The 26923-nt window shown below is 73.5% G+C and carries 25 protein-coding genes; 12 read left to right on the top strand and 13 right to left on the bottom strand.

Going from position 1 to position 26923, the window contains the following annotated elements; all coding sequences use genetic code 11:
• Nucleotides 1-2: 2 nt before the first annotated feature.
• The 9 genes from ACLQ2V_RS15420 (at nt 3) to ACLQ2V_RS15380 (ending at nt 11834) form a co-directional block, all read left to right on the top strand.
• On the top strand, nt 3-1670 hold the full coding sequence (locus ACLQ2V_RS15420; protein ID WP_425719218.1) for a CHAT domain-containing protein: 1668 nt from the start codon (nt 3-5) through the stop codon (nt 1668-1670).
• The gene (locus tag ACLQ2V_RS15415) at nt 1667-2812 is read left to right on the top strand and encodes a hypothetical protein (protein WP_425719149.1); all 1146 of its coding nucleotides are present in this window, start codon (nt 1667-1669) and stop codon (nt 2810-2812) included. Before ACLQ2V_RS15420 ends, ACLQ2V_RS15415 begins: the two co-directional genes overlap by 4 nt.
• Before the next feature lie 195 nt (nt 2813-3007).
• Nucleotides 3008-4009, top strand: coding sequence for a LacI family DNA-binding transcriptional regulator (locus ACLQ2V_RS15410; RefSeq protein WP_425719148.1), 1002 nt, complete (start codon nt 3008-3010; stop codon nt 4007-4009).
• A 127-nt stretch (nt 4010-4136) separates the two neighbouring features.
• Nucleotides 4137-5822, top strand: a complete 1686-nt coding sequence (locus ACLQ2V_RS15405) for an ABC transporter substrate-binding protein (protein WP_425719147.1) — start codon at nt 4137-4139, stop codon at nt 5820-5822.
• Nucleotides 5823-5929: 107 nt separating this feature from the next.
• Nucleotides 5930-7021, top strand: a complete 1092-nt coding sequence (locus ACLQ2V_RS15400) for an ABC transporter ATP-binding protein (protein ID WP_425719146.1) — start codon at nt 5930-5932, stop codon at nt 7019-7021.
• Nucleotides 7018-7998, top strand: coding sequence for an ABC transporter permease (locus ACLQ2V_RS15395; protein WP_425719145.1), 981 nt, complete (start codon nt 7018-7020; stop codon nt 7996-7998). The genes ACLQ2V_RS15400 and ACLQ2V_RS15395 overlap by 4 nt, the downstream gene beginning before the upstream one ends.
• Nucleotides 7999-8001: 3 nt before the next feature.
• Complete coding sequence (locus tag ACLQ2V_RS15390) at nt 8002-9036, top strand: ABC transporter permease (RefSeq protein WP_425719144.1); 1035 nt, start codon at nt 8002-8004, stop codon at nt 9034-9036.
• Complete coding sequence (locus ACLQ2V_RS15385) at nt 9033-10040, top strand: ABC transporter ATP-binding protein (protein WP_425719143.1); 1008 nt, start codon at nt 9033-9035, stop codon at nt 10038-10040. The genes ACLQ2V_RS15390 and ACLQ2V_RS15385 overlap by 4 nt, the downstream gene beginning before the upstream one ends.
• 153 nt (nt 10041-10193) lie before the next feature.
• The gene (locus ACLQ2V_RS15380; protein ID WP_425719142.1) at nt 10194-11834 is read left to right on the top strand and encodes a pectinesterase family protein; all 1641 of its coding nucleotides are present in this window, start codon (nt 10194-10196) and stop codon (nt 11832-11834) included.
• 147 nt (nt 11835-11981) lie between these two features.
• On the opposite strand, the gene ACLQ2V_RS15375 is transcribed toward ACLQ2V_RS15380, so the two are convergent.
• Entirely contained in the window at nt 11982-13241 is a 1260-nt protein-coding gene (locus tag ACLQ2V_RS15375; RefSeq protein ID WP_425719141.1) for an ROK family transcriptional regulator, read from the bottom strand.
• A gap of 219 nt (nt 13242-13460) precedes the next feature.
• Here ACLQ2V_RS15375 and ACLQ2V_RS15370 point away from each other — a divergent pair, with 219 nt between their 5' ends.
• Nucleotides 13461-14810, top strand: coding sequence for a GH1 family beta-glucosidase (locus ACLQ2V_RS15370; RefSeq protein WP_425719140.1), 1350 nt, complete (start codon nt 13461-13463; stop codon nt 14808-14810).
• A 159-nt stretch (nt 14811-14969) separates the two neighbouring features.
• Here ACLQ2V_RS15370 and ACLQ2V_RS15365 read toward each other — a convergent pair whose 3' ends face one another.
• The 6 genes from ACLQ2V_RS15365 to ACLQ2V_RS15340 all read right to left on the bottom strand — a co-directional run bounded on the left by ACLQ2V_RS15365 (nt 14970) and on the right by ACLQ2V_RS15340 (nt 20099).
• The gene (locus ACLQ2V_RS15365; RefSeq protein ID WP_425719139.1) at nt 14970-15959 is read right to left on the bottom strand and encodes a malate dehydrogenase; all 990 of its coding nucleotides are present in this window, start codon (nt 15957-15959) and stop codon (nt 14970-14972) included.
• A 254-nt stretch (nt 15960-16213) separates the two neighbouring features.
• A complete protein-coding gene (gene tatC / locus ACLQ2V_RS15360) occupies nt 16214-17185 on the bottom strand; it encodes a twin-arginine translocase subunit TatC (RefSeq protein WP_425719138.1) in 972 nt (323 codons plus the stop codon).
• A 17-nt stretch (nt 17186-17202) separates the two neighbouring features.
• Nucleotides 17203-17541, bottom strand: coding sequence for a Sec-independent protein translocase subunit TatA (gene tatA, locus ACLQ2V_RS15355; RefSeq protein WP_425719137.1), 339 nt, complete (start codon nt 17539-17541; stop codon nt 17203-17205).
• A 263-nt stretch (nt 17542-17804) separates the two neighbouring features.
• On the bottom strand, nt 17805-18053 hold the full coding sequence (locus tag ACLQ2V_RS15350) for a hypothetical protein (protein WP_425719136.1): 249 nt from the start codon (nt 18051-18053) through the stop codon (nt 17805-17807).
• 10 nt (nt 18054-18063) lie between these two features.
• Nucleotides 18064-19104 carry a helix-turn-helix transcriptional regulator gene (locus ACLQ2V_RS15345; RefSeq protein ID WP_425719135.1) on the bottom strand — a complete coding sequence of 347 codons (1041 nt, stop codon included), beginning with the start codon at nt 19102-19104 and terminating at the stop codon, nt 18064-18066.
• Complete coding sequence (locus ACLQ2V_RS15340; protein ID WP_425719134.1) at nt 19101-20099, bottom strand: helix-turn-helix transcriptional regulator; 999 nt, start codon at nt 20097-20099, stop codon at nt 19101-19103. Before ACLQ2V_RS15340 ends, ACLQ2V_RS15345 begins: the two co-directional genes overlap by 4 nt.
• A 177-nt stretch (nt 20100-20276) precedes the next feature.
• Between ACLQ2V_RS15340 and ACLQ2V_RS15335 the strand changes: the two genes are divergently transcribed.
• A complete protein-coding gene (locus ACLQ2V_RS15335) occupies nt 20277-21254 on the top strand; it encodes a cation diffusion facilitator family transporter (protein ID WP_425719133.1) in 978 nt (325 codons plus the stop codon).
• A gap of 44 nt (nt 21255-21298) precedes the next feature.
• A complete protein-coding gene (locus ACLQ2V_RS15330; protein WP_425719132.1) occupies nt 21299-22402 on the top strand; it encodes a DUF3866 family protein in 1104 nt (367 codons plus the stop codon).
• A 98-nt stretch (nt 22403-22500) separates the two neighbouring features.
• Here ACLQ2V_RS15330 and ACLQ2V_RS15325 read toward each other — a convergent pair whose 3' ends face one another.
• The 6 genes from ACLQ2V_RS15325 to ACLQ2V_RS15300 all read right to left on the bottom strand — a co-directional run bounded on the left by ACLQ2V_RS15325 (nt 22501) and on the right by ACLQ2V_RS15300 (nt 26835).
• Nucleotides 22501-22692 (bottom strand): hypothetical protein, encoded by a 192-nt coding sequence (locus ACLQ2V_RS15325; RefSeq protein ID WP_425719131.1) that lies wholly within the window; start codon nt 22690-22692, stop codon nt 22501-22503.
• A 69-nt stretch (nt 22693-22761) separates the two neighbouring features.
• On the bottom strand, nt 22762-24120 hold the full coding sequence (gene pafA, locus ACLQ2V_RS15320) for a Pup--protein ligase (protein WP_425719130.1): 1359 nt from the start codon (nt 24118-24120) through the stop codon (nt 22762-22764).
• A 152-nt stretch (nt 24121-24272) separates the two neighbouring features.
• Nucleotides 24273-25112 (bottom strand): proteasome subunit alpha, encoded by an 840-nt coding sequence (gene prcA / locus ACLQ2V_RS15315; RefSeq protein WP_425719129.1) that lies wholly within the window; start codon nt 25110-25112, stop codon nt 24273-24275.
• Between the two features lie 62 nt (nt 25113-25174).
• The gene (gene prcB / locus ACLQ2V_RS15310) at nt 25175-26014 is read right to left on the bottom strand and encodes a proteasome subunit beta (protein WP_425719128.1); all 840 of its coding nucleotides are present in this window, start codon (nt 26012-26014) and stop codon (nt 25175-25177) included.
• Nucleotides 25933-26613, bottom strand: coding sequence for an endonuclease VII domain-containing protein (locus tag ACLQ2V_RS15305; protein ID WP_425719127.1), 681 nt, complete (start codon nt 26611-26613; stop codon nt 25933-25935). Before ACLQ2V_RS15305 ends, prcB begins: the two co-directional genes overlap by 82 nt.
• A gap of 6 nt (nt 26614-26619) precedes the next feature.
• On the bottom strand, nt 26620-26835 hold the full coding sequence (locus ACLQ2V_RS15300; protein WP_387018105.1) for a ubiquitin-like protein Pup: 216 nt from the start codon (nt 26833-26835) through the stop codon (nt 26620-26622).
• Nucleotides 26836-26923: the final 88 nt, after the last annotated feature.

Raw genomic sequence — 26923 nt, 5'->3', positions numbered from 1 at the left:
GCATGTCGCAGGAGTCGTGGACGCTGCGGTGGGTCGCCGAGCAGGCCCGGTCCCGCCTCGGGGAGTTCGTCGGGGACCCGGAGTCGGCCGGGCGCATCGAGCGGATGCTGGCCGAGGCGCTGGCCCAGCAGTCGGGGGCGGTGGCCGATCTGGCGATCGCGCACGCCCTGCGGGGCGCCCCCGCGTTGGAGCGCTGGGCGATGGAGACGGTGCGCGCGGCGGAGAGCCGGTTCCGCTCCGCGCCGGGCACCGCGCCGCCGGTGCGCTATCTGACCACGGCGCTGCCCGGCCGGGCCCGCCTCGGCACCCGGATCGCGTTGCACGTGACGATCACCCGCGACGGCGGCCCCGGCAGTGTCCCGGCGCGGCCCTTCCCCATCCCCGAGCGGGGAGTGGACGTGCTGATCACGGTGGCCTCGGCGACACTCTCGGTGGACTCGGACGCGGTCCACGTCGTGCGGGTGTACCCGGAGGGGGACTCCGACACCGTCGCGTTCGTGCTCGCCGCCGGGGAGGAGGGCGAGCACGAGGTGAAGGTCCGGGCCTTCCTGGACGGCGGCGGCAGCCAGCTCGGCGCGATCACCCGTACGGTGTTGGTAACCGACTCGGCGTCGTACGTCGCGCCGGCCCGGCTCTCTGCGCGCATCGAGCATCTCGCCGTGAGCCCGACCGAGGTCGCGCTCCAGGTCGACCGCCACCGCGACGGCCTGGTCTTCCGACTGGTCGGCCGGGACGGCCCGGTGGCGACCGCCGAGCCGATCCCCGACCGGATGCTCGCGGAGCTGCTGCGCACCGTCAACCGGATGGCCCGTGGCCAGGACTCCACCCGGGTCCGTGGCGGGCTCGCCGACTACGGTGCGGTGCTGTGGCGGATGCTGCCGCCGCAGATCGGCGACGAGGTGGACGTGCGGCTGCGCTCGGCCAGCGGCCTGATGATCTGCAGCGACATCAGCGAGCTGCCCTGGGAGCTGCTGCTGCCCCCGAAGTGGGAGCACTTCCCCGCCGAGCGGCTGCCGGTGCTGCGGCAGACGCCGGCCCGCTCCCTCGCCCGGTCCCTGTCGCTGACGGACCCGATCTTCGTGCTCGGGACGAATCCGCCGGCCGGCGCCACCGCCGAGACCACGAGGATCGCGGCCGGTCTCGGCACCCCCGTCACCTCGGTCGACGCGCTGACCCGGCGGATCGACCGGGGCGACTTCGGCCTGCTCCATCTGGCCTGCCACCAGGCGGATCCCCGCGACGACGCCGACGGTGGCGTCGAGATGGCCGACGGCGCGTTCCGCCCCGTCATGCTGGCCGGCGCCGCCAACCGGCGCAGCCTGCGCGACCGCAGCCCGTTGGTGTTCTTCAACGCCTGCCGCAGCGTCGCCGGCGGCTACTACGACACGCTGATGGGCGGCTGGGCCAACGAGTTCGTGCGCGCCGGGGCGGGCGCGTTCGTCGGCTCCACCTGGGCCGTGCGCAGCGAGTCGGCCAGCGTCTACGCCGGCCGGTTCTACGCCGAGCTGCGCGGCGGCGCGTCGCTGGCGGCCGCGTCGCTCGCCGCGCGGCAGGAGTTGCTCCGCGACCCCGACGATCCCACCGGGCTGGCCTACGCGGTGTACGGAGACCCGCGCGCAACGCTCCTGGGCCCGACCGGAACGACCATGCTGGGCGGAGGCAGACCATGACCGACCCACGACCGGTGTTCGTGATCCACGGCATCGGCAACCGAGACCGGGCGGCCGTCGCCGAGCGGGTGGCGCGGCTGAGCGCCGCCGCCTTCGACCGGTGGCCGTTGCACTCCGTCTACTGGGGTGACCTGGGCGCGTCCACCCTGGGGGTGGACCTGGCGGTCCCGCCCGGCCCGGGGCAGCGCTGGGACGTCCGGGGGGATGCCGGGCCCGCCGAGCACGACGCGGAGCTGATGCTGGGCGGCCCGGTGCCGTTGCGGCCGGCGGACCGGCTGGAGCTGGTCCAGGCGGCGGCGGAGCGGTTGCTGGATGCGCCGCCGGTCGAGGTGCGGGGGGTGACGCCGGACGTGGCGCAGGAGGTGCGGGCGGCCATCGCGGCGGCCTGGCCGCAGACCCGGTGGCTGCGCTACGCCGACGACCCGACGCTGCTCGGCGAGGTGGGCGCGGCGCTGGCCGGGGCCGTGCTGGAGGCTGCCGGCGACGACGTCGGGGGGCACGAGGTCCGGGATCCGGGGCGGGTCCGGCAGCTCGTCCGGCGGCACCTGCCGGAGCTGGACCGGGTGGCGGGCGCGGCGGTCGGGGCGGCCGGCGAACGCTTCTACACCTGGGTGCGGGTGACCCGGGCGGAGCGCGTCGCCCTGACCCTCGGCGACGTGCTGGTCTACCAGCGGCACGGCGAGCGCATCCGGCAGCGGATCCGCGAGCAGATCGCCGCCGTGGCGGGGGCGGACGGGGAGCGCGCCGTCCACCTGGTCGGGCACAGCCTCGGCGCGGTGATCGCGCTGGACCTGGCCACCGGGGAGGACCCGGTACGCACGGCGGGGCTGGTGACCTTCGGCTGCCAGTGGCCGCTGTTGCACCTGTTCGACCCGCGCGGCGGGCAGCTCGCCGCCTACGACGGGACCGGGCCGGTGCTGCTGCCCCGGTCGCTGGGCCGGTGGACGAACCTGTGGCATCCGCTGGACCCGCTGGGCTTCGTCGCGAGCCGGCTGTTCCGGCTGCACGACGGCCGGCCGCCGCGCGACGTCCGGGTGGCGCACCTGCTCTCCGACGCGTTGTACACGCACTCCGAGTACTGGGGCAATCCGCAGTTGGCCTCCGCCCTGCACGAGACCTTCGCCGACGACGGGGAGCCCTGAGCGGCCCGGGAATCGGCATCGATGGGCCGGAGCGCCCGGACATCGACGTTCCGCTTCTTTAACTTCTTGAACTTAGCCGTGACTATGTTATCCCCTCGTTATTGACGTGACCGCCGTCACTGGGATTGACTGCGACGGAACCGCTTCCGCAACCGGTTCCGCCCACCGCCCGCCCCTGCGATCCGGAGGCGACCCGTGCCCATCACCATCGCCGACGTCGCCAGCCGGGCGGGGGTGAGCAAGACGACCGTCTCCCGGGTCCTCAACGGCAAGGGCGAGCTCGGCCAGGCCACGGCCGCCCGGGTCCGCGCGGTGATCAAGGAGTTGGGCTACGTGCCCAGCGCCCGCGCCGTCGGCCTGGCCCGAGGGCGGGCCCGGGTGGTCGGGATGCTGGTCCCCTCGCTGACCTGGCCGTGGATCGGCGAGGTGCTCCAGGGTGCGGTCGACGTGGTGCAGAGCGAGGGCTACGGCCTGCTGCTGTTCACCCACGACCGGGGCGACGGGTCGCTGCGCCGCTTCGCCGCCCAGGTCTCGGCGAAGTCCTTCGACGGCCTGCTGGTGGTCGAGCCCGACGGCACCCTGGAGCGCATCGCCGCGCTGCACGACCAGGGGCTGCCCGTGGTCCTCATCGACGATCGCGGGCACCGGCCGCGATTTCCGTCGGTCCGCACCACCAACCGGGCCGGCGCGCGCGCCGCGGCGGAGCACCTGCTGACCCTCGGCCGACGCCGCCCTCTGGTGATCACCGGGATGCGCCGCTTCGGCTGCACCCGGGAGCGCCTGACCGGCTTCGCCGAGGGGTACGCGGCGGCCGGGTGGCCGCTGGATCCGCGCCTGGTGGTCGAGGGCGACTTCACCCTCGACCGCGCCCGCACGGCGGTGCAGCGGCTGCTGGCGGCCGGCACCCCCTTCGACGCCGTCTTCGCCCACAACGACCTCTCCGCCGCCGGGGCGCTGCACGCCCTGCGGGGCGCCGACCGCCGGATCCCCGAGGACGTGGCGGTCGTCGGCTTCGACGACCTGCCCCTGGCGACGCAGACCCACCCGCCCCTGACCAGCGTGCGCCAGCCGCTGCGCCAGATGGGGGAGGCCGCCGCGCACGCCCTCATCGCCCACTTCGACGGCACCGCCCTGCCGGCGACGCCGACCGTCATACCGACCACGTTCACCATCCGCGGCTCGACCACCGGGGTCTGAGCCGGCCACCCCCGTGCCCGACCGGCAGACACCACCCGCACGCCGCCGGCCGGACGCCCCAGCGCACACCCATCCCCCACCATCGACCCCGCTCCCCCGATCGGGAGGAGCACCGAGGGAGACCACCGTGAGAAGACGCCAGTTCGTCGCCGTCGCGTTGGCCGGCGCGCTCGCCGCCACCGCCGCCGGGTGCGGCGAGACCGCGAACACCCGGGCCCGGGACAAGGGCACCGGCGCCGCCGCGACCGTGCTCAACATCGGCATGCCCAACGGCCCGCAGACGGAGAACCACAACCCGTTCCTGACCACCTCGGCGGCGTCGTCGCTGGGCTACAAGTGGCAGATGTACGAGCCGCTGATGATGTGGAACCCGGTCAAGCCGGCCGACCCGTTCCGGCCGTGGCTGGCCACCAAGGCACAGTGGACGCCGGACTACCGCTCGGTCACCGTCACCGTGCGGGACAACGCCACCTGGTCCGACGGCAAGCCGGTCACCGCCGCCGACGTCGCGTTCACCTACAACCTGGTCAAGGCCAACGAGGCGCTGAACCTCGCGGCCACCCCGTACACCTCGATCAGCGCCTCCGGCAACCAGGTGACCATCGGCTTCGCCACGCCGCAGTTCGTCAACCAGCAGAAGATCCTGGCCCAGGTCCCGATCGTGCCGCAGCACATCTGGTCGACGATCAAGGAGCCGACCACCGACACCAACAAGAACCCCGTCGGCAGCGGCGCGTTCACGCTGAAGTCGTTCACCCCGCAGACCACCACCCTCACCCTGCGCGAGAGCGGCTACTGGCAGGAGCCGCCGAAGGTCAAGGAGCTGCGCTACACCTCCTACACCGACAACAACGGCCAGACCACCGCGCTGACCAACGGCGAGTCGGAGTGGAGCTTCGTCTTCATCCCCAACGTCAAGACGGTCTTCGTCGGCAAGGACCCGGCCCACCACCAGGTGTGGGCGCCGCCGGTGCTCGGCATCCACGGCCTCTACGTCAACACCACCCGCAAGCCGTTCGACAACCCCGCGCTGCGCCGGGCGATGAACATGGTGATCAACCGGGACGACATCTTCCAGCAGGCCTCGTCGGGCTACTTCCACCCGGTGGTCACCAGCGTGACCGGGCTGCCCACCCCGGCCGGCGACCCCTTCGTCGCCGCCGAGTACAAGGGCCAGCAACACCGGGTCGACGTCGCCGGGGCCAAGCAGGTGCTCACCGGGGCGGGCTTCCGGTTCTCCGGTGACAAGCTGCTCGACCCGAGCGGCAAGCCGGTCACCCTCACCCTGACCGACCCGGCCGGCTGGTCGGACTACCAGACCAGCCTGGAGATCGTGAAGGACAACCTGGCCACCATCGGCATCACCGCCGCCGTCGACAAGGCCAACCAGGAGGCCTGGTCCCGCAACGTGGAGGAGGGCAAGTTCGACGCCACCTTCCGCTGGACCAACGGTGGCGCGACCCCGTACGACATCTACCAGACGGTGATGGACGGCCGGGTGCTCAAGCCGATCGGCAAGGCGTCCCCGGCCGGCAACTTCGGCCGCTTCGACAGCCCGCAGGCCACCGCCGCGCTGACCGCGTACGCCAACGCCACCGACGACGCGGCCCGCACCGCCGCGCTGGCCACGCTTCAGAAGATCTTCGTGGAGCAGACGCCGATGATCCCGGTGGGGGCGGACAACGTCGGCGCGGCGTACAACACGAAGAACTGGGTCGGCTGGCCGGACGACGCGAACCCCTACGGCGCGGGGCAGCCCACCCAGCCCAACGCGGCGGACGTCGTGCAGCGGTTGCGCCCCGCCGGCTCCTGAGCCGCCACCGGTGCGCCGGGCGGGCGGGCGCATGCCGCTCGCCCGGCGCACCGAGGGCCGCCGACCCGCGCGCCCCGCGACCATCCCTGAGCAGACAGGAACCCGGCATGACGACGCCCACCCCGTCGGCCCCGGCCGCCGGCGAGGAGGTGCTGGAGGCGATCGGCCTGACCAAGCACTTCCCCGTCCGCAGGCGGCTGCGCGGCCTCTTCTCCCGCACGCCCCTGGCCGTGCATGCGGTCGACGACGTGCACCTGACCCTGCGCCGAGGCCGGGTCACCGCCCTGGTCGGCGAGTCCGGCTCCGGCAAGTCGACCGTCGCCCGGCTGCTCGCGCAGCTCTACCCGCGCACGGCGGGCACCGTGCGACTGCACGGCCGGCCGGTCACCGTGCGCGGCGGTCGGCCCTTCCGCGCGTACGCCCGGCAGGTGCAGTTGATCTTCCAGGATCCGTTCGCGTCGCTGAACCCGGTGCACACGGTGCGCTACCACCTGACCCGGGCGCTGCGGGTGCACGGCCACGCCGGGCGCGGTCAGGCCGAGCTGGACGCGGCGCTGCGGCGGCTGCTGGAGCGGGTCCGGCTCACCCCCGCCGAGCGCTACCTCGACGCATTCCCGCACGAGCTCTCCGGCGGGCAGCGGCAGCGGGTCGCCATCGCCCGCGCGCTCGGCGCCGACCCGCAGGTGCTGCTGGCCGACGAGCCGGTCTCCATGCTCGACGTGTCGATCCGCCTCGGCGTGCTGAACCTGCTGCGCGACCTCAAGGAGCGCTTCGACCTGGCGATCCTCTACATCACCCACGACATCGCCTCGGCCCGCTACTTCGCCGACGAGACCCTGGTGATGTACGCCGGCCGGCTGGTCGAGGGGGGCGACAGCGAGACGGTCACCCAGCGCCCCGCGCACCCGTACACCCGGCTGTTGATCGGCTCGGCGCCCGACCCGGACCGGATCACCGGCGGCGGGAGCTTGCCGGTGGAGCGCGGCGACGGCGAACCGCCCAGCCTGATCCGGCCCCCGGCCGGCTGCCGGTTCCACCCGCGCTGCCCGGTCGCCCTGGCCCGCTGCGCCGAGGAGCTGCCCCCACGGCTGCCGGTCGGCGACGGCGACGGGCACTGGACGGCCTGCTGGCTCTACCACCCGCAGCACCGCGCGCCCGGGGCGGCGGCCGTCGCAACGGGCGGGGAGGCCGGCCGGTGAGCTACCTGCTGCGGCGCGTCGCCTTCTACCTCTTCACCGCCTGGGCGGCGCTGACCATCAACTTCTTCATCCCCCGGATGCTGCCCGGCGACCCGGTGACGGCGCTGATCTCCCGCTTCCAGGGCCAGCTCAGCAGCGACGCCATCCACTCGCTGTACGTGCTCTTCGGCCTCGACTCCGACGCCGGGCTCTGGGAGCAGTACGTCGACTACTGGGCGCAGCTCGCCCACGGTGACCTGGGGTTGTCGTTCGTCGCCTTCCCGACGCCGGTGTCGGAGGTGATCGGCGAGGCGCTGCCCTGGACGCTGGCGCTGGTCGGCATCACCACCGCGCTGAGCTTCCTGCTCGGCACCGGCCTGGGCGTGCTGGCCGGCTGGCGGCGCGGCTCCTGGGTCGACGGCCTGCTGCCGGTGACCACGTTCCTCTCCTCCGTGCCGTACTTCTGGCTGGGCCTGGTGGCGATCGCGGTGCTGGCCGGGCCGGGCAGCTTCTTCCCCTCCTCCGGCGGCTACACCCCCGGCCTGGTCCCGGCCCTGGACACCATCTTCCTGGGCAGCGCGGTGCAGCACAGCCTGCTGCCCGCCGCCACCATCCTGATCTCCTCGGTGAGCGGCTGGATCCTCAGCATGCGCAACATGATGGTCACCGTCGCCGCCGAGGACTACATCACCGTCGCGCACGCCAAGGGCCTGCCGGAGCGGCGGGTCGCGGTGAGCTATGCGGCCCGCAACGCGCTGCTGCCCAACGTGGCCGGCTTCGCCCTGTCGCTGGGCTTCATCGTCGGCGGCACCCTGCTCGTGGAGATCGTCTTCTCCTACCCGGGGCTGGGGTTCCTGCTGTTCCGGGCGGTCGGCGCCAAGGACTACCCGATGATGCAGGGCATCTTCCTGGTCATCACGCTGTCGGTGCTGGTGGCGAACCTGATCGCCGACGTGGCGTACCTGCTGCTCGACCCGCGCACCCGCAAGGAGGGCTGAACCGTGAGCATCCCGACCTCCAGCGTCGAACAGGTCATCCCGGAGCAGGGCGCGATGGCCCAGCCCGTCGTGCGCCCCACCCGCCGCCGGTTGCGCTTCGTCAGCGGCGGCAAGGCCGTGACCGGGTTGATCGTGGTCGCCGGCTACGCGCTGATCGCCGTGATCGGCCCGTGGATCGCCCCGTACGACCCGGACGCCCGCAGCGGCGCGCTGCTGCAGCCGCCGTCGGCGCAGCACTGGTTCGGCACCACCCACCTCGGCCAGGACGTGTTCAGTCAGATCCTGGTCGGCACCCGTGGGGTGATGCTCGTCGGCCTGACCGCCGGGGTGGTGGCCACGGTGCTGTCGGTCCTGATCGGGGTGACCGCCGGCTACCTCGGCGGGTACGCCGACGACGGGCTCTCCGCGCTCTCCAACGTGTTCCTGGTGATCCCGGCGCTGCCGTTGATCATCATTGTCACGTCCTCGGTCAACGAGGCGGGCCACCTGGTCGTCGCCCTGGTCATCGGGTTGACCTCGTGGGCGTGGGGGGCCCGGGTGCTACGCGCCCAGACCCTGTCGCTGCGCAGGCGCGACTACGTGGAGGCCGCGCGGGCCACCGGCGAGAGCAGTTGGCGCATCATCGTCTTCGAGATCCTGCCGAACCTGACCGCGATCATCGCCTCCGGCTTCGTCGGCACGGTGATCTTCGCGGTGCTGGCGGAGATCACCCTGGCCTTCATCGGCGTCTCGGCGATCTCGTCGTGGAACTGGGGCACCATCCTGTTCTGGGCGCAGAGCCAGCAGGCCTTGGCCCAGGGCGCCTGGTGGTGGTTCGTCCCCGCCGGGCTGGCCATCGCGATCCTCGGCACCGCCCTGGCACTGATCAACTTCGGCATCGACGAGTTCGTCAGCCCGCGCCTGCGCAGCGGCGGGAGCGGGCGGGTCCGCACCGCCGACGGGCGCACCGTGCGGATGCGGGTGGGCTTCACCCCGGTGCTGGCACCCCGGCCGGCGCCGCCGGCCACGACTCCGAGGCGAGAGGAGGCCGGGCGATGAGCGATCCGGTGCTGGAGATCCGTGGGCTCAGCGTCGACTACGGCCTCGGCGCGGACGCCGTGCGCGCCGTCCGGGAGGTCGACCTCACCCTGCACCGGGGCGAGGTGCTCGGCCTGGCCGGGGAGAGCGGCAGCGGCAAGTCCACCCTGGCGTACGGGCTGACCCGGCTGCTCCCGCCGCCCGGCGTGATCAGCGGCGGCGAGGTGCGCTACCACCCCGTCGACGGCCCGCCGGTCGACGTGCTCACCCTCTCCCCCGCGCAGCTGCGGGCGTTCCGCTGGGCGCAGATGTCGATCGTGTTCCAGGGCGCGATGAACTCCCTCAACCCGGTGCACAAGGTCTCCACCCAGCTCGTCGACGTGATCCGGGCGCACGAGCCGGGGCTGAGCCGGGCCGCCCGGCTGGCGCGGGCGCGGGAGCTGCTGCGCCTGGTCGGCATCTCCGCCGACCGGCTGGACAGCTACCCGCACCAGCTCTCCGGCGGGATGCGCCAGCGGGTGATGATCGGCATGGCGCTGGCGCTGGAGCCGCAGGTCGTCATCATGGACGAGCCGACCACCGCCCTGGACGTGGTGATGCAGCGGCAGATCCTCGGCCAGCTCGCCGAGCTGCGCGAACGGCTCGGCTTCGCGGTCCTCTTCATCACCCACGACCTGTCGCTGCTGGTGGAGTTCTCCGACCGCATCGCCATCATGTACGGCGGGCGGATCGTCGAGCAGGCCCCCGCCGCGGCGCTCTACGGCGCGGCGCTGCACCCGTACACCGACGGGCTGCTGCACTCCTTCCCGGCGCTGCGCGGGCCGCGCCGGGAGCTGACGGGCATCCCCGGCTCCCCGCCGGACCTGCGGGCCATGCCCGCCGGCTGCGCCTTCCACCCGCGCTGCCCGAGGGCGTTCGAGCCGTGCGACCACCGGCTGCCGCCGCTCGGCCCGCCGGGCGACGCCGTCGCCGACCGGTCGGTGGCCTGCTGGCTGCACCCGGCCGCCGAGGCGGTGCCCCGCTGAGCCATCCCGGCCGCCGCGCGGGGCGGTCCGGGGGTCGGGCGCTGTCGCCGTCCCCCGGACCCATTCATTGACAGGCATGAGTATTGCGGGCTACGGTGCGGCGGGAAAGCGCTTTCACGACCTCCCCACCCGTCCCCGGAGGTTCACCCCGTCATGCCCAGAAACCGCCGGCCACTGTTCGCCCTCGCCGCCGCCGCGCTGGTCGCCCTCACCCAGCTCGGCGGCGCGCCGTCCGCACACGCCGCCACCCTCTTCGGCGACGACTTCGCCGACGGGGACACCGCCGGCTGGTCCCGCTCCGGCGGCGCCTGGTCCGTGGTCGCCGACGACGGCCGGGCGCTACAGCAGGCCAAGGGCGACACCGACAACGCCCGGCTCTTCGCCGGGGACCCGTCCTGGAGCGACTACGCGGTGCAGGCCCGGGTCAAACCGCTGACCCTGCCGGCCGACGGCGCGACGGCCCTACTGGCCCGCGCCTCGGGCACGACGACCTTCTACCGGCTCGCCCTGCTCCCCGGCAACCAGGTCCGGCTGGAGTCGGTGCGCAGCGGCACGGCCACCGCCCTGGGCGCGACGTCCCGGCCGGTCGCCGCCGGCACCTGGTACACGCTGAAGATCGAGGTCGCGGGCGCCACGGTGCGCGGCTACGTCGACGGGACCCTGGTCGGTGCGGGCACCGGCGCGCTCGCCGCGACCGGCCGCATCGGCGTGCAGACCCGCTACGCCACCGCCCGGTACGACGACGTGACGGTGACCAGCGGCGGCACCGCCCCCACCACGCCGCCGCCCACGACCAGCCCCACAGCCAGCCCCACCGGTCCTCCGCCCGCCGGGCGGTCCGCCGTGGTCGCCAGGGACGGCAGCGGCGACTTCACCAGCGTGCAGGCGGCGGTGAACGCCGTGCCGGCGGGCAACTCCGCCCGGTTCACCATCACCATCAAGCCCGGCACCTACCGGGAGCTGGTCACCATTCCGGCCGACCGGCCGTACGTGTCGTTCGTCGGCTCCACCGGCAACGCCCGCGACGTGGTGATCACCTACGACAACGCCTCCGGGACGCCGAAGCCGGGGGGCGGCACCTACGGCACCTCGGGCAGCGCGTCGGTGACGATCGACGGGCACGACTTCACCGCCACGCACCTCACCTTCTCGAACAGCTTCGACGAGGCGGCGCACGACTACGGTGCCGAGCAGGCGGTGGCGGTGCTGACCCGCGCCGACCGGCTGGTCTTCGACGACGTCCGGTTCCTCGGCAACCAGGACACGCTCTACCACAACAGCGCGAGCAACAGCGCGATCGGCCGGGCCTACTTCCGGGGCTGCTACGTCGAGGGGGACGTCGACTTCGTCTTCGGCCGGGGCACCGGGGTCTTCGACCGCTGCGAGATCCGGTCGTTGAGCCGGGGCTCGTCGAGCAACAACGGGTACGTCACCGCGCCGTCCACGATGATCGGCAACCCGTACGGCTTCCTCTTCACCGGGTGCGCGCTCACCACCGACTCCGCCGCCGCGCAGAGCGTGCACCTCGGCCGGCCGTGGCACCCGAGCGGCGACGTCAACGCGATCGGCCAGGTGGTGTTCCGCGACAGCACGCTCGGCGCGCACGTCAAGAACTCCCCGTGGACTGACATGTCCGGCTTCTCGTGGCGCGACGCCCGGTTCTCCGAGTACCGCAACACGGGCCCCGGTTCGGCGGTGACCGCCGACCGGCCGCAGCTCACCGACGCGCAGGCGTCGACCTACACCGCGCAGCGGTACCTGGCCGGCCCGGACGGCTGGAACCCGACCTACTGACCGGGCACCACCGGCGGGGCGGCAGCGACGCTGCCGCCCCGCACCGCGTCCACCCGACAGGCCCAGGGCTCGGGCCGAAACTTTCGCACACCAACGTTGCGGCACGCCGCCGCCGACCAGCCCGCAGGTGCGACGGGCGCGCGGGGGTCAGCGGGCGCGCGGGCCGGGCTTCGACCGCGCGGAGACCGCCGGGCGGGCGGGGTTGCCGCCGGGGCGCGGCACGCCGCCGTCGCGCAGCAGCAGGGTCATCGGCAGCGTCGCCGCGCCCATCGCGACCGCGTCGGGCCCGAGCTGGCACAGCTCGATGGTGGCCTGGGCGTACGGCTGGCGCAGCGCGTGCCGGGCGGTGGCCTCGCGGATGCGGGGCAGGAAGCGCTCGCCCAGGGCCAACCCGGCCCAGCCGCCGAGCACCACCCGCTCGGGGTTGAACAGGTTGACCAGGTTCGCCACCCCGGCGCCGAGGTAGCCGACCGTCTCGTCGAGCACCGCGGCGGCGGTCGTCGTCTCCGCCCGCAGCAGCTCCCCCAGCGCGCTCTCCTCGTCGTCGCCGGCCACCGGCCGCCCCCGGTTGGCCTGGCGGTAGCGCTCCAGGATGGCCGCCGCCCCGACGTACGCCTCCAGGCAGCCGAGGTTTCCGCAGCGGCACCGGCGGCCGCCGTACGCGATGGTGGTGTGGCCCCACTCGCCGGCGCTGCTGTGCGCGCCCCGGTAGCTCACCCCGTCGGTGATCACGGCCGCGCCCACCCCGGAGCCGACCAGCGCCACCACGGCGTGCCGCGCTCCCCGTCCCGCCCCGAACCACATCTCGGCCTGGCCCAGGGTCTTCGCGCCGTTGTCGACGTGGACCGGGATCGCGGTGCCGGCGCGGAGCATGGCGCCCAGCGGGACGCCCGCCCAGCCGAGGGTCTGGGCGTGCACGACCGCGTCGGCGGTGCGTTCCACCGTGCCGGAGACGGCCACCCCGAAGCCGAGCACGGCGGACGGGTCGACGCCGGCCTGCTCGGTCACGGCGGTGAGCCCGTGCAGCAGGTGCGCCACCACCTCGCCGGGGTCGGGCGCGGCGGCGTCGATCGGGTGTTCCGCCTTGGCCAGCGCGGTCATCGCCAGGTCGAAGAGCTCGACCTGGATCCGGGTCTCGCCGACGTCCGCGCCGACCAGGTAGCCGTAGCCGGGCCGCACCCGCAGCAGCACCCGGGGGCGGCCCCCGTCGGACTCGACCGAGCCGGCCTCCTCGACCAGCCCTTCGCCGATCATCTCGCCGACCAGGTTGCTCACGCTGGCCAGGCTCAGCGCGGTGGACTGCCCCAGCTCCTGGCGGCTGAGCGGGCCGTCCAGCCAGATCCGGGTCAGCAGCACCGCGCGGTTGGCGCGGCGCATGTCGCGCACGGTGGTGCGTCTGGCGTCCATCGACCCGCGTCCTCTTCTGGGGAGTCACCGGCCGACCCGCCCTCCCACAGAATGCCTCATGGCCACCATTAAGGCTATGAACTAAGCTGTGAAAAAGGTGGCGGTCCGGGTGCGCGTGGCCTCCACGCGGCGTCCTCGCGAGCCGCCGTGCCGCACCCGTGTCCCGCCGGCTCGCCGCCGCCGCGCGCCACCGGAGACCGGACCGAAGGAGCACCCGCCATGGCCGACCTGACCGCCCTGCCCGCCCACTTCCGCTGGGGCGTGGCGACGTCCGCGTACCAGATCGAGGGGGCCGTCGACGCCGACGGCCGGGCGCCCTCCATCTGGGACACCTACTGTCGGGTGCCCGGCGCGATCGACAACGGCGACACCGGCGACGTGGCCTGCGACCACTATCGCCGCTGGCCCGAGGACGTGGCGCTGATGCGCGAGCTGGGCGTGCAGACGTACCGCTTCTCGGTGGCCTGGCCCCGGGTGCTGCCCGAGGGCACCGGCCGGGTCAACCCCGCCGGGCTGGCCTTCTACGACCGGCTCGTCGACGCCCTGCTGGAGGCCGGCATCCGGCCGCTGGTCACCCTCTACCACTGGGACCTGCCGCAGGCGTTGCAGGACCGGGGCGGCTGGCCGGCGCGGGACACCGCGTACGCCCTGGCCGACTACGCGGCCGTGGTGGCCGACGCGCTCGGCGACCGGGTCCGCGACTGGGCCACCATCAACGAGCCGCTCTGCTCGGCCTGGATCGGCCACCTCGAGGGCCGGATGGCCCCCGGGGCCGCCGACCTGTCGCTGGCCCTGCCCGCCGCCCACCACCTGCTGCTCGGGCACGGCCTGGCCACCGCCGCGATCCGCGCGCACGCCACCGCGCCCGCCTCCGTCGGGGTGGTGTGCAACCTCAGCCCGATCGAGGCGGCCAGCGACCGCCCCGAGGACGTGGCGGCGGCCGTCCGCGCCGACGGGCACACCAACCGGTGGTGGCTGGACCCGCTCTTCGGCAAGGGCTACCCGGCCGACATGCTGGAGGTCTACCGGGCCGCGCCGCCGGTGCGCCCCGGCGACCTGGACACCATCGCCGCCCCGCTGGACTTCTTCGGGCTCAACTACTACTTCCGGCAGCGAATCGTCGCCGACCCCGAGGGCCCGGTGCCGTACGCCCGCCAGGTGCCGGTGCCCGGCGCGGTCGAGACGGCGATGGGCTGGGAGTCCCACGCCGCCGGCCTGGAGGAGCTGCTGGTACGCGTCGCCGAGGAGTACGGCGCGGGGCCGATCCACGTCACCGAGAACGGCTCCGCCTGGCCGGACCGGGTCGACGCCGACGGTGTCGTCGACGACCCGGAGCGCACCCGCTACCTGGAGGAGCACCTGGCGGCCTGCGCGTCGGCCGCCGCCCGGGGTGCCGACGTGGCCGGGTACTATGCCTGGTCGCTACTGGACAACTTCGAGTGGGCCTACGGGTACGACAAGCGCTTCGGCCTGGTCCACGTCGACTACGCCACCCAGCGGCGCACGATCAAGGCCAGCGGACGCCGCTACGCCGAGCTGATCCGCGCCCACCGGGGCATGCCGGCCTGACGCCGCGCCGATCCGGGGCCCGCAGGCGCGATGGCCGGGCGATCGAGGCCCGGACGCGCACCGACCCCGCGACCGGGGCCCGCAGGCGCGACGGCCGGGCCCGGAGAGCCGACGGCCCGCGGAGCAGCTTGGCTCCGCGGGCCGTCGGACCGGCAGGAATCAGAGCAGGCCGAGCTTCTGCACGGCGGCGCGCTCCTCCTGGAGTTCGGCGACCGAGGCGTCGATGCGCTGCCGGGAGAACTCGTCGATCTCCAGGCCCTGGACGATCTCGAACCGGCCGTCGCGGGCGACCACCGGGAAGGACGAGATCAGGCCCTCCGGCACGCCGTAGGAGCCGTCGGAGACGATCGCGGCCGAGGTCCAGTCGCCGGCGGGGGTGCCGTTGAACCAGGTGTGCACGTGGTCGATCGCGGCGGACGCGGCGGACGCCGCCGACGACGCCCCCCGGACCTCGATGATCTCCGCACCCCGCTTGGCGACCCGGGGGATGAACTCGTCGGCCAGCCAGGCCCGGTCGTCGGCCAGCCCGCTCGCCGGGCGGCCGTCGACCTGCACGTGGGAGACGTCCGGGTACTGCGTGGCCGAGTGGTTGCCCCAGATCGTCAGCTTGCTGATCTGCCCCACGGAGACCTTGAGCTTGCGGGCGAGCTGCGCGACCGCCCGGTTGTGGTCCAGCCGGGTCATCGCGGTGAAGCGCTCGGCCGGCACGTCGGGGGCGTGCGCCTGGGCGATGAGGGCGTTGGTGTTGGCCGGGTTGCCCACCACCAGCACCTTGATGTCGGACGCGGCGCCGGCGTTGATCGCCTCGCCCTGGGGCTTGAAGATGCCGCCGTTGGCCTCGAGGAGGTCACCGCGCTCCATGCCCTTGGTGCGGGGACGCGCGCCGACCAGCAGCGCCACGTTGGCGCCCTCGAACGCCCGCTTCGGGTCGTCGAAGACCTCGACGCCGGCCAGCAGCGGGAAGGCGCAGTCGTCCAGCTCCAGGGCGGTGCCCTCGGCCGCGCGCACCGCCGCCGGGATCTCCAGCAGCCGCAGCTTCACCGGCCTGCCGGCGCCGAGCAGTTGCCCGGAGGCGATCCGGAACAGCAGCGCGTATCCGATCTGTCCGGCTGCGCCGGTGACGGTCACGGTTAGGGGCGTCTGGGCCATCAGAACTTCTCCTGCCGAAGGGGCTGTCGGTGCCGATCAGGGGCCAAGTCACCATATCGCGCAGCGCCGTCCGAGGTGCGCAAGCGCCCGGTGGGCCCGGTCACCCCCCTCGACAACGACCCGCAGGCCCCAGCAGGCCGACGGCACCACCGTCGCCGCCTGGGCGATCACGACGCGCTGACCGCCGTCCATCACCACGAAGGCCGCCCCGACACCGGGGCGGCCTTCGTCGCGTGCGTTGCGGGTGCGGCCGGTCAGGTCATCTCGTCGTAGCGACGCTCGATCGGTGCCGGGGCCGCGACCGGCGCCGGCACCTCGATCGGCGCCGGGGCGTCGATCGGGGCGGTGGCCTCGACTCGCTGGCCGGGCGCGACCGGGTCGTCGTCGAGCGTCAGCGGCGACACCTCGTCGTCGTCGAGGCCGGCGTAGACCTCCTTGCCCCGCCCCCGCCGCCGGTCGTTGAGGAACGCCACCCCGACGGCGGCGAAGTACAACGCACAGAGGCAGATGGCCAGGGCCGTCATGCCGAACGGGTCCGGCGTCGGCGTCACCACGGCGGAGAAGGCGAAGAACACGAAGACCGCCACCCGCCACCAGCTGAGCAGGCGCTTGCCGCTGGCCAAGCCGACGAAGTTGAGCATCAGCACGATGAGCGGGAACTCGAACGCCACCCCGAAGAGCAGGATCAGGTTGGTGACGAAGGAGATGTACCGGGTGACCTCGAGCGTCGTCGCGATGCCCTCGCCGGAGACGTTGAGCAGGAACTCCAACCCCTTGGCGGTGACGAAGAACGCCAGCACCGCCCCGGCGGCGAAGAGCGGCGCCGCCAACGACGTGAAGATGTACGCGTAGCGCCGCTCGTTGCGGTGCAGGCCCGGCGCGATGAACGCCCAGAGCTGGTAGAGCCAGACCGGGGCGGCGATGATCAACCCGACCCAGAGGCCGATCTTCAGGTTGAGCAGGAAGACGTCGGCGACGCCGAGCTGCACGAACTCACACTTGCCCGTCGTCTTGTTGATCGACGCGGGCAGGTCGCAGTACGGCTGGGAGAGCAGCTTGCGCACCGGCTCGGCCAGCCAGATGCCGAAGCCGAAGCCGACCAGGATCGCCAAAGACGCCCGGAACAGCCGGTTACGCAGCTCACGGACGTGCTCCATGAGCGTCATCGAGCCGTCGGCGGCCCGCTCGAAGGTGCTCGGGCCGCGTTTACGCAGAGCGAAGGCCACGGTGGTGGGCCCCTCGATCAGTTGTCGCGGACGCGGTGCACCGGGTCGATGACCGGTTGCTGCGGGGCCTGCGGCGGGGCGTACGGCTGCTGCGGCGACTGCACGTACGCCTGCTGCTGCGCGTACGGCTGCTGGGCCTGCTGGCCGGCCTGCGGCTGCAGCGGCTGGTAGCCCGCCTTGGCGTCGGCCTTCTCCGCCAGGTCGCGGTCGTCGTCGTGCAGGCTCTTCGTCTCGGCCTTGATGATCCGCAACGAGCGGCCCAGCGAGCGGGCCGCGTCAGGGAGCCGCTTCGCGCCGAACAGCAGGATCAACACGACCACGAGAACGGCGATGTGCCACGGCTTGAGGGCACCCATGGAAAGCTCCAGTCACTCTGTGTCGTCGCGGGGGTGTACCGAAGCCCATCGTACGTCCGTGCCGGCCCGTTGCCACCCGCCGGCCGCTGGTGGTTGTGGCCGGCCGGTGAAGTCTTGACCAACCCCGCGCGTCCCGTCAACCGTCGGTGCCGGACCGGCACCGACCGCCGCCTCGGCCGCACCGCCCCGCCCGACCCGGCCGTCGCGCGCCAGCGGCACGTCGCCGGGCAGCGGCACCGCCGCCGAGGCAGGCCCGAGCGCGGTCAGTCGCCGCGCTTGGCCTTGATCACCTCGAGCCGCCGCTGGGTCACCTCGAGCCGCCCCTGAAGGGCCTCCGCGCGCTCCTGGAGCCCTTCGGCGGCGACCAGCAGCCCCTCCGCCTCGGCCTGCCGCCGCTGCAACGCCACGGCGGCCCGCCGCAGCCGGGGCAGCCGCGCCACCACCGGCCGCACCGCCAACGCCAGCGCCACGAGCGCGAAGAGCACCACCGCCACCACGATCCACGTCACCACGGCGGTCAGCCTACCGGGGCGCGACGGTGCCCGCCGGGGCGGCCGACCGCACCACGTCGGGGATCGCGTACGCCTGCAGGGCGGCGACGGCCTGGGCGCGGACCTGCTCGGCCAGCTCAGCGGGGGCCACCACGGTCGCCCCCGGCCCCAACCCCAGCACGAACCGGCGCGCCCACCCCAGGTCGGTCACCCGCAGCGAGACCAGCCACTCGTCGCCGCCGCCGGCCTCGACCCGCTCGCACGGATAATATTCCGTGATCCACCGCTCGCCCCGGCCGATGCGCAACGTGATCAGCGGCAGATCCGGCGCGGGACGGAACACCCCCTCGGTCAGATCGTGCGGGCGGGCCTGCGGGGGCACCACCGCCGGCTCGTCGAGCTCGGTGACCGCGTCGATCCGGTCCACCCGGAACAGCCGCACCCCCTCCGCCCGACGGCACCACGCCTCCACGTACGCCCGGCCGCCGACCATCAGCATCCGCAGCGGGTCGATCACCCGATCGGTGCTCTCGTCGCGGGCCGCCGTGTAGTAGGTGATCCGCAGCGCCCGACCCCGCCCCACCGCCGCCCGCAGCTGCTCCACCCGCCGGCTGTCCACCGGCAGCCGCACCTCGACCGGGGCGGTGACCAGGTCACCGGCCGCGTCCTCGATCTTCGCCAGCGCCCGCTCGACGGCCTCCCGGTTGCTCACCCCCGGGGTCTCCGCCAGCATCCGCAGCGCCACCGCCAAGGCGAGGGCCTCGTCCGGTGTCAGCCGCAGCGGCCGGTCGATCCCGGCGTCGTAGGTGATCGTCACCCGGTCGCCGTCGAAGGCCATGTCGATCAAATCACCCGGGCCGTAGCCGGGCAGCCCGCACACCCACAGCAGCTCCAGGTCCTCCCGGAGCTGCCGGTCGGTGATGCCCAGGTCCCCGGCCGCCTCGGCGATCTCGATGCCCGGCCGGGCCAGCAGGTAGGGCACCAGGTTCAGCAGCCGGGCCAACCGGTCGGCCGAGGCCCGGTTGCCGGCCGGACGGGCCCCCGCCGCGCGGGAACCGGCGGGACGGGTCATCGGGCACCTCCGGTCACGGTCAGCTCCTCGTGCCGGGCGGCGATCTCCTTGAGCCGCTGGATGACCGCGTCCCGCACCTCCGGCGGGCCCAGCACCCGCACGTCCGGGCCGTACCCCACCAGCTGCCCGGCGAGGGACTCCGGGTCGGCGTACGGCAGGACCAGCCGGTCGCCGTCCGGCCCCGGCGTCGTCTCCACCGCCCAGCGGCGCAGCCCCGCCGCGCGCCCCGGGGCGACCAGCACGCTCGCCCGCCCGGTGCGTTCCACCGGCCCCGACCAGGCCGCCACGTGGCTGATCAGGTCCACCCCCGTCGGCGGCACGTAGCCGCCCGGCGCCCCGGTGACCCGGACCGCGCCGACGACCCGGGAGAGCCGGAAGCAGCGGGTCGCCGCCCGGTCCAGGTCGTGGCCCACCACATACCACCGGCCCCGCCAGCAGACCACCCCCCACGGCTGCACCCGGCGGCGGGTCGGGGCGTCCCGGTCTGGCACCCGGTAGTCGAAGCTGACCTCCCGGCGATCGCGCGCGGCGGCGGTCAGCGGGGCGAACGCCGGATCGACCGTGACCATCGGCTCCAGCCCCAGGGTGGCCTGCGGGTCCACGTCCACCCCGGCCGCGCGCAGCTTCGCCAGCCCCGACGACGCCGCGGCGGCCAACCCGGCGTGCTGCCACAGCCGCGCCGCGATACCCACGGCGGCGGCCTCGTCGGGCTCCAGCAGGATGTCCGGCAGCGCGTACTCCCGGTGGGCGATGCGGTAGCCCGGCTCGGCGTCGAAGATGCTGGCCGTGCCCGTCTCCAGCGGCACCCCGAGCTCCCGCAGCTCGGCCTTGTCCCGCTCGAACTTGCGCTGGAACGCCTCGTGGTCCTTCGCGTCCTCCGGATCGTGCTCGTAACCGGGCACGGTCGCGGCGATCTGCGCGGCGGTCAGGAACCGTCGCGTCGACAACAGGCAGATCACCAGGTTGACCAGGCGTTCGGTGCGGGTCCGCGACACGGCGCAACGCTAGCAGCCGAAGCGGCGCGACCGGGTACCCGCGCGGGCGCGTCGCGGGAACCCGCGCCGGTGACCCTGCGCCACCGGCGGATGATCACCGCAGGGGGCGCGCGGGGCCGCCGGACACCGCGCCCCGCCCGAGGGGCGACACCCCCGCAGCGGTCATAGGGTGGCTCCATGTCGGACACGGACGTCAAGACCGAAAGCCTCGGCACCGTCGTGGTCGCCGGCGCGGCGAACCTCGCCATCGCCGTGGCGAAGCTGATCGCCGGCCTGCTCTCCGGCTCCGCGGCCATGCTCTCCGAGGCCGCCCACTCGGTCGCCGACACCACCACCGAGCTGCTGCTCTTCCTCGCGCTGCGGCGCGGCGCGCGCCCCGCCGACGCCCGGCACCCCTTCGGGTACGGCAAGGAGAGCTACGTCTGGGCCTTCTTCGCCGCGCTGTTCACCTTCGTCGCCGGCGCCGGCTTCGCCATCACCCACGGTGTCACCACCATCCTGGTGCACGAGCACAGCGGCGACTACCTGGTGTCGTACATCGTGCTGGCCGTGTCGTTCGCCATCGAGTCGATCTCCCTGGCCCGGGCGGTGCGGCAGATCCGCGGCGAGTCCCGGCGCTGGCGCACCACCCCGCGACGGTTCCTGCGGCTGACCGCCGACACCGCCGTCAAGGCCGTCTTCCTGGAAGACAGCGCCGCCCTCATCGGCCTGCTGCTGGCCGGGGCCGGCGTGGGCCTGTCGCACTGGACCGGCTCCGAGCTCTGGGACGGCCTCGCCTCCATCGCCATCGGCCTGCTCCTGCTGGTCGTGGCGATCATCCTGGCCAGGGCCAACATCTCGCTTCTGGTCGGCCGCGCCGTCCCCGAACGGCTGCGCCGGGAGATCGAGCGGGAACTGGTCGACCTGCCCGCCGTGGAGCGCATCGACACCCTGCTGACCATGCAGCTCGGCCCCGACGACATCCTGGTCGCCGCCAAGGTCGACTTCCGCGACGACGCCAGCGGCGCCGACATCGAGGCCGCCGCCGACGAGGCCGAGCGCCGCCTCACCGCCCGCTACCCCGAGATCGAGTACGTCTTCCTCGACCCCACCCCCACCCGCCCCGGAGCCCGCGAGCGCCACGCCCGACACACCCAGGACGACCCGCCGGGCTGACCCCGCCGTCGCCGCCGGCCCCCCGCAGCCGCTAGCGTGCCCGCATGGTGCGATGGCGGACGGGAACCGTGACGGCGCTGCGGCGGCAGTGGAGCGGCGCGGTCGAGCTGGACGTCGAACTGGCCGACGGCGCCACGATGCGGGCCCTGGCGTACCCGGAACTCGTCGGCCGCCCCGAGCCCGGCGACCGGGTGCTGCTCAACGCCGGGGCGCTGCTGATGGGCCTCGGCACCGGCGGGTACGCCCTGGTGGTGGCCCTGCCCGACCGGCTGCCGCCGGACCCGCCGCAGGCCCACGACACCCGCGACGCCGGGCACCTGGTCAAGGCCCGCTACACCCCGCTGCAACCGATCCTGCTCGGCGTCGACGAGGAGGCCAGCCCGCACCGCGCGGTGCTCGAGGCCGCCGAGGACGTCGCCGGGCTCCCCGTGGTCACCGCCGACCTGCACTCCGCCCTGCCCGCGATCCTCGCCGGCATCCACGCCGACGCCCCCGACGCCCGGGTCGCGTACGTGCTCACCGACGGCGGGGCGCTGCCGGCCTGGTTCTCCCGCACCCTCGACGGGCTGCGCGGGCGACTCGTCGGCACCGTCAGCGTCGGGCAGGCCTTCGGCGGTGACCTGGAGGCCACCACCGTGCACAGCGGCCTGCTCGCCGCCCGGCACGTGCTCGCCGCCGACGTGGTGATCCTCGCCCAGGGTCCCGGCAACCTCGGCACCGGCACCCGGTGGGGCTACTCCGGGGTGGCCGTGGGCGAGGCCGTCAACGCCGTCGCCGCCCTCGGCGGGCGCCCGGTCGGCTCGCTGCGGATCTCCGACGCCGACCCCCGCCCCCGGCACCGGGGGGTGTCGCACCACAGCGTCACCGCGTACGGGCGGGTCGCGCTCGCCCCGGCCGACCTGGTGGTCCCCGACGGTTTGGAGCCGGCCCTGGCCCGCGACGTCGACGCCGCGCTGGCCCCGCTGACCGGGCGGCACCGGGTCGTCCGGGTCCCCACCGACGGGCTCGACGCCGCGCTGCGCGCCAGCGCCGTGCCGCTGTCCACCATGGGCCGGGGCCTCGACGCGGACTACGCCTACTTCCTGGCCGCCGCGGCGGCCGGCCGGCATGCCGCCGCGCTGGCCGGCACAGCACCCGAGAGCCGCTGACGGTCCGCTCCCCCGCCCCCCGCGCCGGCCTGCGGGCCGGGCCGGGCCGGGTAGAGTGCCTGCGGGCCGGGCGGGCCCGCGAGCCGGGCCGGCGGGGCTCAGGCCAGGAAGATCAAGGCGAGCCAGCCGCCGACGAGCAGCGCCAGCGTCACCGCCAACACCCAGGTCGGCACCGTGTAGTCACCGCGCCGGTTCCGCTCGACCTCCGCGCGGATCTTCTCGCGCCGGCGGTCGATCCAGTTCAGCTTCTCGGCGCCGCGGTTGCGCTCGGGAGGTTCAGACGTCGTCATGGCAGGGCCAGCGTACCCGCCGGGCCCCCGCCCGCCGCGACCAGCGCCACGGGCGGGAGCCGGCGACGGTCACATGCTGGCGATCAACCGCTCCACCCGTTCGTCGTACGCCCGGAACGGGTCCTTGCAGAGCACGGTGCGCTGGGCCTGGTCGTTGAGCTTCAGGTGCACCCAGTCGACCGTGAAGTCGCGCCGCTTCTCCTGCGCGTGCCGGATGAACTCACCACGCAACCGGGCCCGGGTGGTCTGCGGCGGCGTCTCCTTCGCCTCGAAGATCTCCGGGTCGGTGGCCACCCGGTCCACCTCCTTGCGCCGCTCCAGCAGCCCGTACAGGCCCCGGCCGCGCCGCAGGTCGTGGTACGCCAGGTCCATCTGCGCCACCCGGGGGTGCGACAACGGCAGGTCGTGCTTGCGCTGGTACCGCTCGATCAGCCGCAGCTTCGTCACCCAGTCGATCTCCCGGGACACCGGCTCCAGGTCACCGGTCTCCACCGCGCGCAGCACCCGGCCCCAGAGCTCCACCACCCGCTTGGCGGTCTGGTCCCCGCCCCGGCGCTCCACGAACTCGATCGCCTTCGCGAGGTATTCCTGCTGGATCTCCAGGGCGCTGACCTCCTTGCCGGAGGAGAGGCGCACCTTGCGCCGCCCGGTGATGTCGTGCGAGACCTCGCGGATCGCCCGGATCGGGTTCTCCAGCGTCAGGTCCCGCATCACCACCCCCGCCTCGATCATCTTCAGCACGAGGTCCGCGGAGCCGACCTTCAGCAGCGTGGTGACCTCGTTCATGTTCGAGTCACCGACGATGACGTGCAGCCGGCGGTACCGCTCCGCGTCGGCGTGCGGCTCGTCGCGGGTGTTGATGATCGGCCGGCTGCGGGTGGTCGCCGAGGAGACCCCCTCCCAGATGTGCTCCGCGCGCTGGGACAGGCAGTAGACCGCCCCCCGGGGGGTCTGCAGCACCTTCCCCGCCCCGCAGATCAACTGCCGGGTGACCAGGAACGGAATCAGCACGTCCGCCAGGCGGCCGAACTCACCGTGCCGGGACACCAGGTAGTTCTCGTGACAGCCGTAGGAGTTGCCGGCCGAGTCGGTGTTGTTCTTGAACAGGTAGATCTCACCGGCGATGCCCTCGTCGTGCAGGCGCTTCTCCGCGTCGATGAGCAGCCCCTCCAGGATCCGCTCACCCGCCCGGTCGTGGGCCACCAGGTCCAGCACCGAGTCGCACTCCGGGGTCGCGTACTCCGGGTGGGAGCCGACGTCCAGGTAGAGCCGGGCGCCGTTGCGCAGGAACACGTTGCTCGACCGGCCCCACGACACCACCCGGCGGAACAGGTACCGTGCGACCTCGTCAGGGGACAGCCGCCGCTGCCCGCGGTAGGTACAGGTGACGCCGTACTCGGTCTCGAGGCCGAAGATTCGCCGCTCCATGATGTGACATTAGCCCTCCGAGGCCCCGAATGGGCAGGGCTGACCGTCTCGGCCCTGCGACCGCCGGGCGCCGCCCCGGCGGCCGAACGCACTCGACCGGTCACCCCCGCTGGCACGGGGGTGACCGGTCGAGTCACGACAGGGGCGTCGCCTCAGCCCTCGGGGGTGTCGGCCTCCCGCTGGCCCTCCAGGTCCGCCGAGCCGGCCGAGCTGGTGGGCTTCTTGCCCTCCTGGGTCGGCGTCGTCGGGGTGTCCGGGCGCTCCTGGACCGAGTCGGCCCCGGACTCGCCCGCGTCGCCGTCCAGCAGCGCCGTCAGGGCCGCCCCGGTGATCCGCCGGAACGTCCGGCCCACCCGGCGGCGGTCCAGGACCGCCACCTCCAACTGGTTGGCCGCGATCGTACGGGCCGCGCCGCCCTCCCCGCCGACGCTGCTCAGCGCCGACAGGGCCAGCCGCGCGGCCTCGCCGAGCGACATGTCGGGCCGGTGCTGCGACTTCAGCGACCCGGAGATCGCCTCCGCCTGCCCGCCCATCGCCATCCGGCCCGGCTCGTCGTTGACCGAACCGTCGTAGGTCAGCCGGTAGAGGGCGTCGTCCTCGGGCGTCGCGCCGACCTCCGCCACGCAGATCTCCACCTCGAACGGCTTGGACTGCTCGGTGAAGATGGCGCCGAGGGTCTGCGCGTACGCGTTGGCCAGCGCCAGGCCGGTGACGTCGCGCCGGTCGTAGCTCAGGCCGTTGAGGTCGGCCATCCGGACCCCGGCGCGACGCAGGTTCTCGAACTCGTTGTACCGGCCGACGGCGGCGAAGCCGATCCGGTCGTAGATCTCACTGACCTTGTGCAGGGTGCTGGAGAGGTTCTCCGCGACGAAGAGCACCCCACCGGAGTAGCTGAGGATCACCGCGCTGCGCCCCCGGGCGATGCCCTTGCGGGCCAGCTCGGAGCGGTCGCGCATGATCTGCTCGGGCGAGGCGTAGAACTGCATGGCCACGGCGGCGGTTCTCCTTTGAGCGGCTGTGGGCGACGACTGCTGACTGAGGCGGGCCGGACGGCTCAGCCGCCCGGGTTCTCCATCCGGGCGGCGACCACGGCCTCGGCGATGGCGGCCGTCTCGGTGTCGGTGAGCCGGTGGGTGCCCTCCGCCGTCGCCGTCATCACCACCGGGTAGATCCGACGGGTCAGGTCCGGGCCGCCGGTCGCGGTGTCGTCGTCGGCGGCGTCGTAGAGCGCCTCGACCGCGAGCCGCGTGGCGTCGTCGATCGACAGGCCGGCCCGGAAGCGCTTCTTCAGCGCCGACCGGGCGAAGATCGAGCCGGAGCCGATCGCGTCGTAGCCGGTCTCCTCGTAGGGGCCGCCGGTGACGTCGAAGCTGAAGATCCGCCCGGCCCGGGCCGGGTCGTCGGCGGCGAGGTCGAAGCCGGCGAAGAGCGGGATGACCGCGAGGCCCTGCATGGCCGCGCCCAGGTTGCCCCGGATCATCGTCGCCAGCCGGTTGGCCTTGCCGTCGAGCGAGAGCATCGCGCCCTCGATCTTCTCGTAGTGCTCCAGCTCCACCTGGAACAGCCGCATCATCTCGATGCCGATGCCCGCCGTGCCGGCGATGCCGACCAGCGAGTACGCGTCGGCGGGGTGCACCTTCTCGATGTCGCGCTGGGCGATCAGGTTGCCCATGGTGGCCCGGCGGTCGCCGGCCATCACCACGCCGCCGGCGGCCGAGATGGCCACGATGGTGGTCGCGTGCGGCGCCATGTCGGCGGCCATCCCCGGCGGCAGCGGCCGGCGGCCGGGCAGCATCTCGGGAGCGACCTTGCTCAGGAACGTGGTGAAGGACGACGTCCCCGCGTTGGTGAACACATCTGGTAGACGCCCGGATGGATCAAAACCCGCTGCCACGTGGTTCCTCTCAGGTACGTGATCGCCCTGGCCAGCCTCGTGGGACTGTCACGGAACTGGCCAAGACCACCGTTGCAGTTGAAGCAGAGTATCCCGCGCACCCATCCGGTGCGGTGATCGTGGTCCAGATGTTGGGGGTCCGCGCCGCCGCAGATCGCGCAGACCCCGTCCTGCTCGGCCAGCAGCTCGTCGAACTCCTGCTGACCGACGCCGTACCGCCGCCGGAGGTGGTACTCCCTCGTGCCGCCGTAGAGCCGCTGGGACGTCTCCTTGCCACGAACGTTGTGGCACGGCTTGCAGTACGAATGCCGCCCGCTGGCCTTTCCTGGGGCGACCCTGGTCCGGGGAAAATCCTCGAGCGGCTTGATGAGACCGCAGTCCGGGCACCATTTCGAACCGACGGGCACCGGGACCGGAGACTTCTTCTGCGAGCTGATCCCGCGCTTGCGGCGGCTCGCCTCCGAGCGGGCCGCCGCGCAGGTCTTGCAGTAATAGGCCAACCCGTCCGGTCGCCTGCGGTTGCGATGGAACTCGGTCGCGGGCAGCTGGCGCTCACACTGGGGGCATCGCTTGTCCGAACCGACGAGCAAATCGGACATATTAGATCATTGTCCCCCTTTTTGGACATAGCCTCTGACGAATTCCTCTGCGTTTTCCTCCAGGACGGAGTCGATCTCGTCGAGCAGGTCGTCGACGTCCTCGGTGATCTCGGCGTGTCGCTCGGCGACCTCCGGATTCGCCTCGGTCGTGACGTCCTCGATCTCCTCGCCCTGCCGGGCCTTGCCGGACTGCGACTGCCCGCCGCTGTCATGAGTGGCCATTGCCGCCTCCTCCACGATCGCCTCCGATGAACTTACCTCGCGGAGGCGACGAAAAGCCCGCCCCGCGCCGGGTTCCCGGCACGCGACG

This window comes from Micromonospora sp. DT233, assembly GCF_049841815.1.
Taxonomy (GTDB): Bacteria; Actinomycetota; Actinomycetes; order Mycobacteriales; family Micromonosporaceae; genus Micromonospora.
This window is presented reverse-complemented; position numbering and strand designations above follow the sequence as displayed.

Coding starts and splice junctions, on each gene's coding strand:
- ACLQ2V_RS15335 (WP_425719133.1), top strand. CDS start 20,277: ATGTCGGACACGGACGTCAAGACCGAAAGCCTCGGCACCGTCGTGGTC.
- ACLQ2V_RS15385 (WP_425719143.1), top strand. CDS start 9,033: ATGAGCGATCCGGTGCTGGAGATCCGTGGGCTCAGCGTCGACTACGGC.
- ACLQ2V_RS15330 (WP_425719132.1), top strand. CDS start 21,299: ATGGTGCGATGGCGGACGGGAACCGTGACGGCGCTGCGGCGGCAGTGG.
- ACLQ2V_RS15345 (WP_425719135.1), bottom strand. CDS start 19,104: ATGACCCGTCCCGCCGGTTCCCGCGCGGCGGGGGCCCGTCCGGCCGGC.
- ACLQ2V_RS15400 (WP_425719146.1), top strand. CDS start 5,930: ATGACGACGCCCACCCCGTCGGCCCCGGCCGCCGGCGAGGAGGTGCTG.
- ACLQ2V_RS15375 (WP_425719141.1), bottom strand. CDS start 13,241: ATGGACGCCAGACGCACCACCGTGCGCGACATGCGCCGCGCCAACCGC.
- ACLQ2V_RS15380 (WP_425719142.1), top strand. CDS start 10,194: ATGCCCAGAAACCGCCGGCCACTGTTCGCCCTCGCCGCCGCCGCGCTG.
- ACLQ2V_RS15370 (WP_425719140.1), top strand. CDS start 13,461: ATGGCCGACCTGACCGCCCTGCCCGCCCACTTCCGCTGGGGCGTGGCG.
- tatA (WP_425719137.1), bottom strand. CDS start 17,541: ATGGGTGCCCTCAAGCCGTGGCACATCGCCGTTCTCGTGGTCGTGTTG.
- ACLQ2V_RS15420 (WP_425719218.1), top strand. CDS start 3: ATGTCGCAGGAGTCGTGGACGCTGCGGTGGGTCGCCGAGCAGGCCCGG.
- ACLQ2V_RS15325 (WP_425719131.1), bottom strand. CDS start 22,692: ATGACGACGTCTGAACCTCCCGAGCGCAACCGCGGCGCCGAGAAGCTG.
- ACLQ2V_RS15300 (WP_387018105.1), bottom strand. CDS start 26,835: ATGGCCACTCATGACAGCGGCGGGCAGTCGCAGTCCGGCAAGGCCCGG.
- ACLQ2V_RS15305 (WP_425719127.1), bottom strand. CDS start 26,613: ATGTCCGATTTGCTCGTCGGTTCGGACAAGCGATGCCCCCAGTGTGAG.
- pafA (WP_425719130.1), bottom strand. CDS start 24,120: ATGGAGCGGCGAATCTTCGGCCTCGAGACCGAGTACGGCGTCACCTGT.
- ACLQ2V_RS15365 (WP_425719139.1), bottom strand. CDS start 15,959: ATGGCCCAGACGCCCCTAACCGTGACCGTCACCGGCGCAGCCGGACAG.
- ACLQ2V_RS15415 (WP_425719149.1), top strand. CDS start 1,667: ATGACCGACCCACGACCGGTGTTCGTGATCCACGGCATCGGCAACCGA.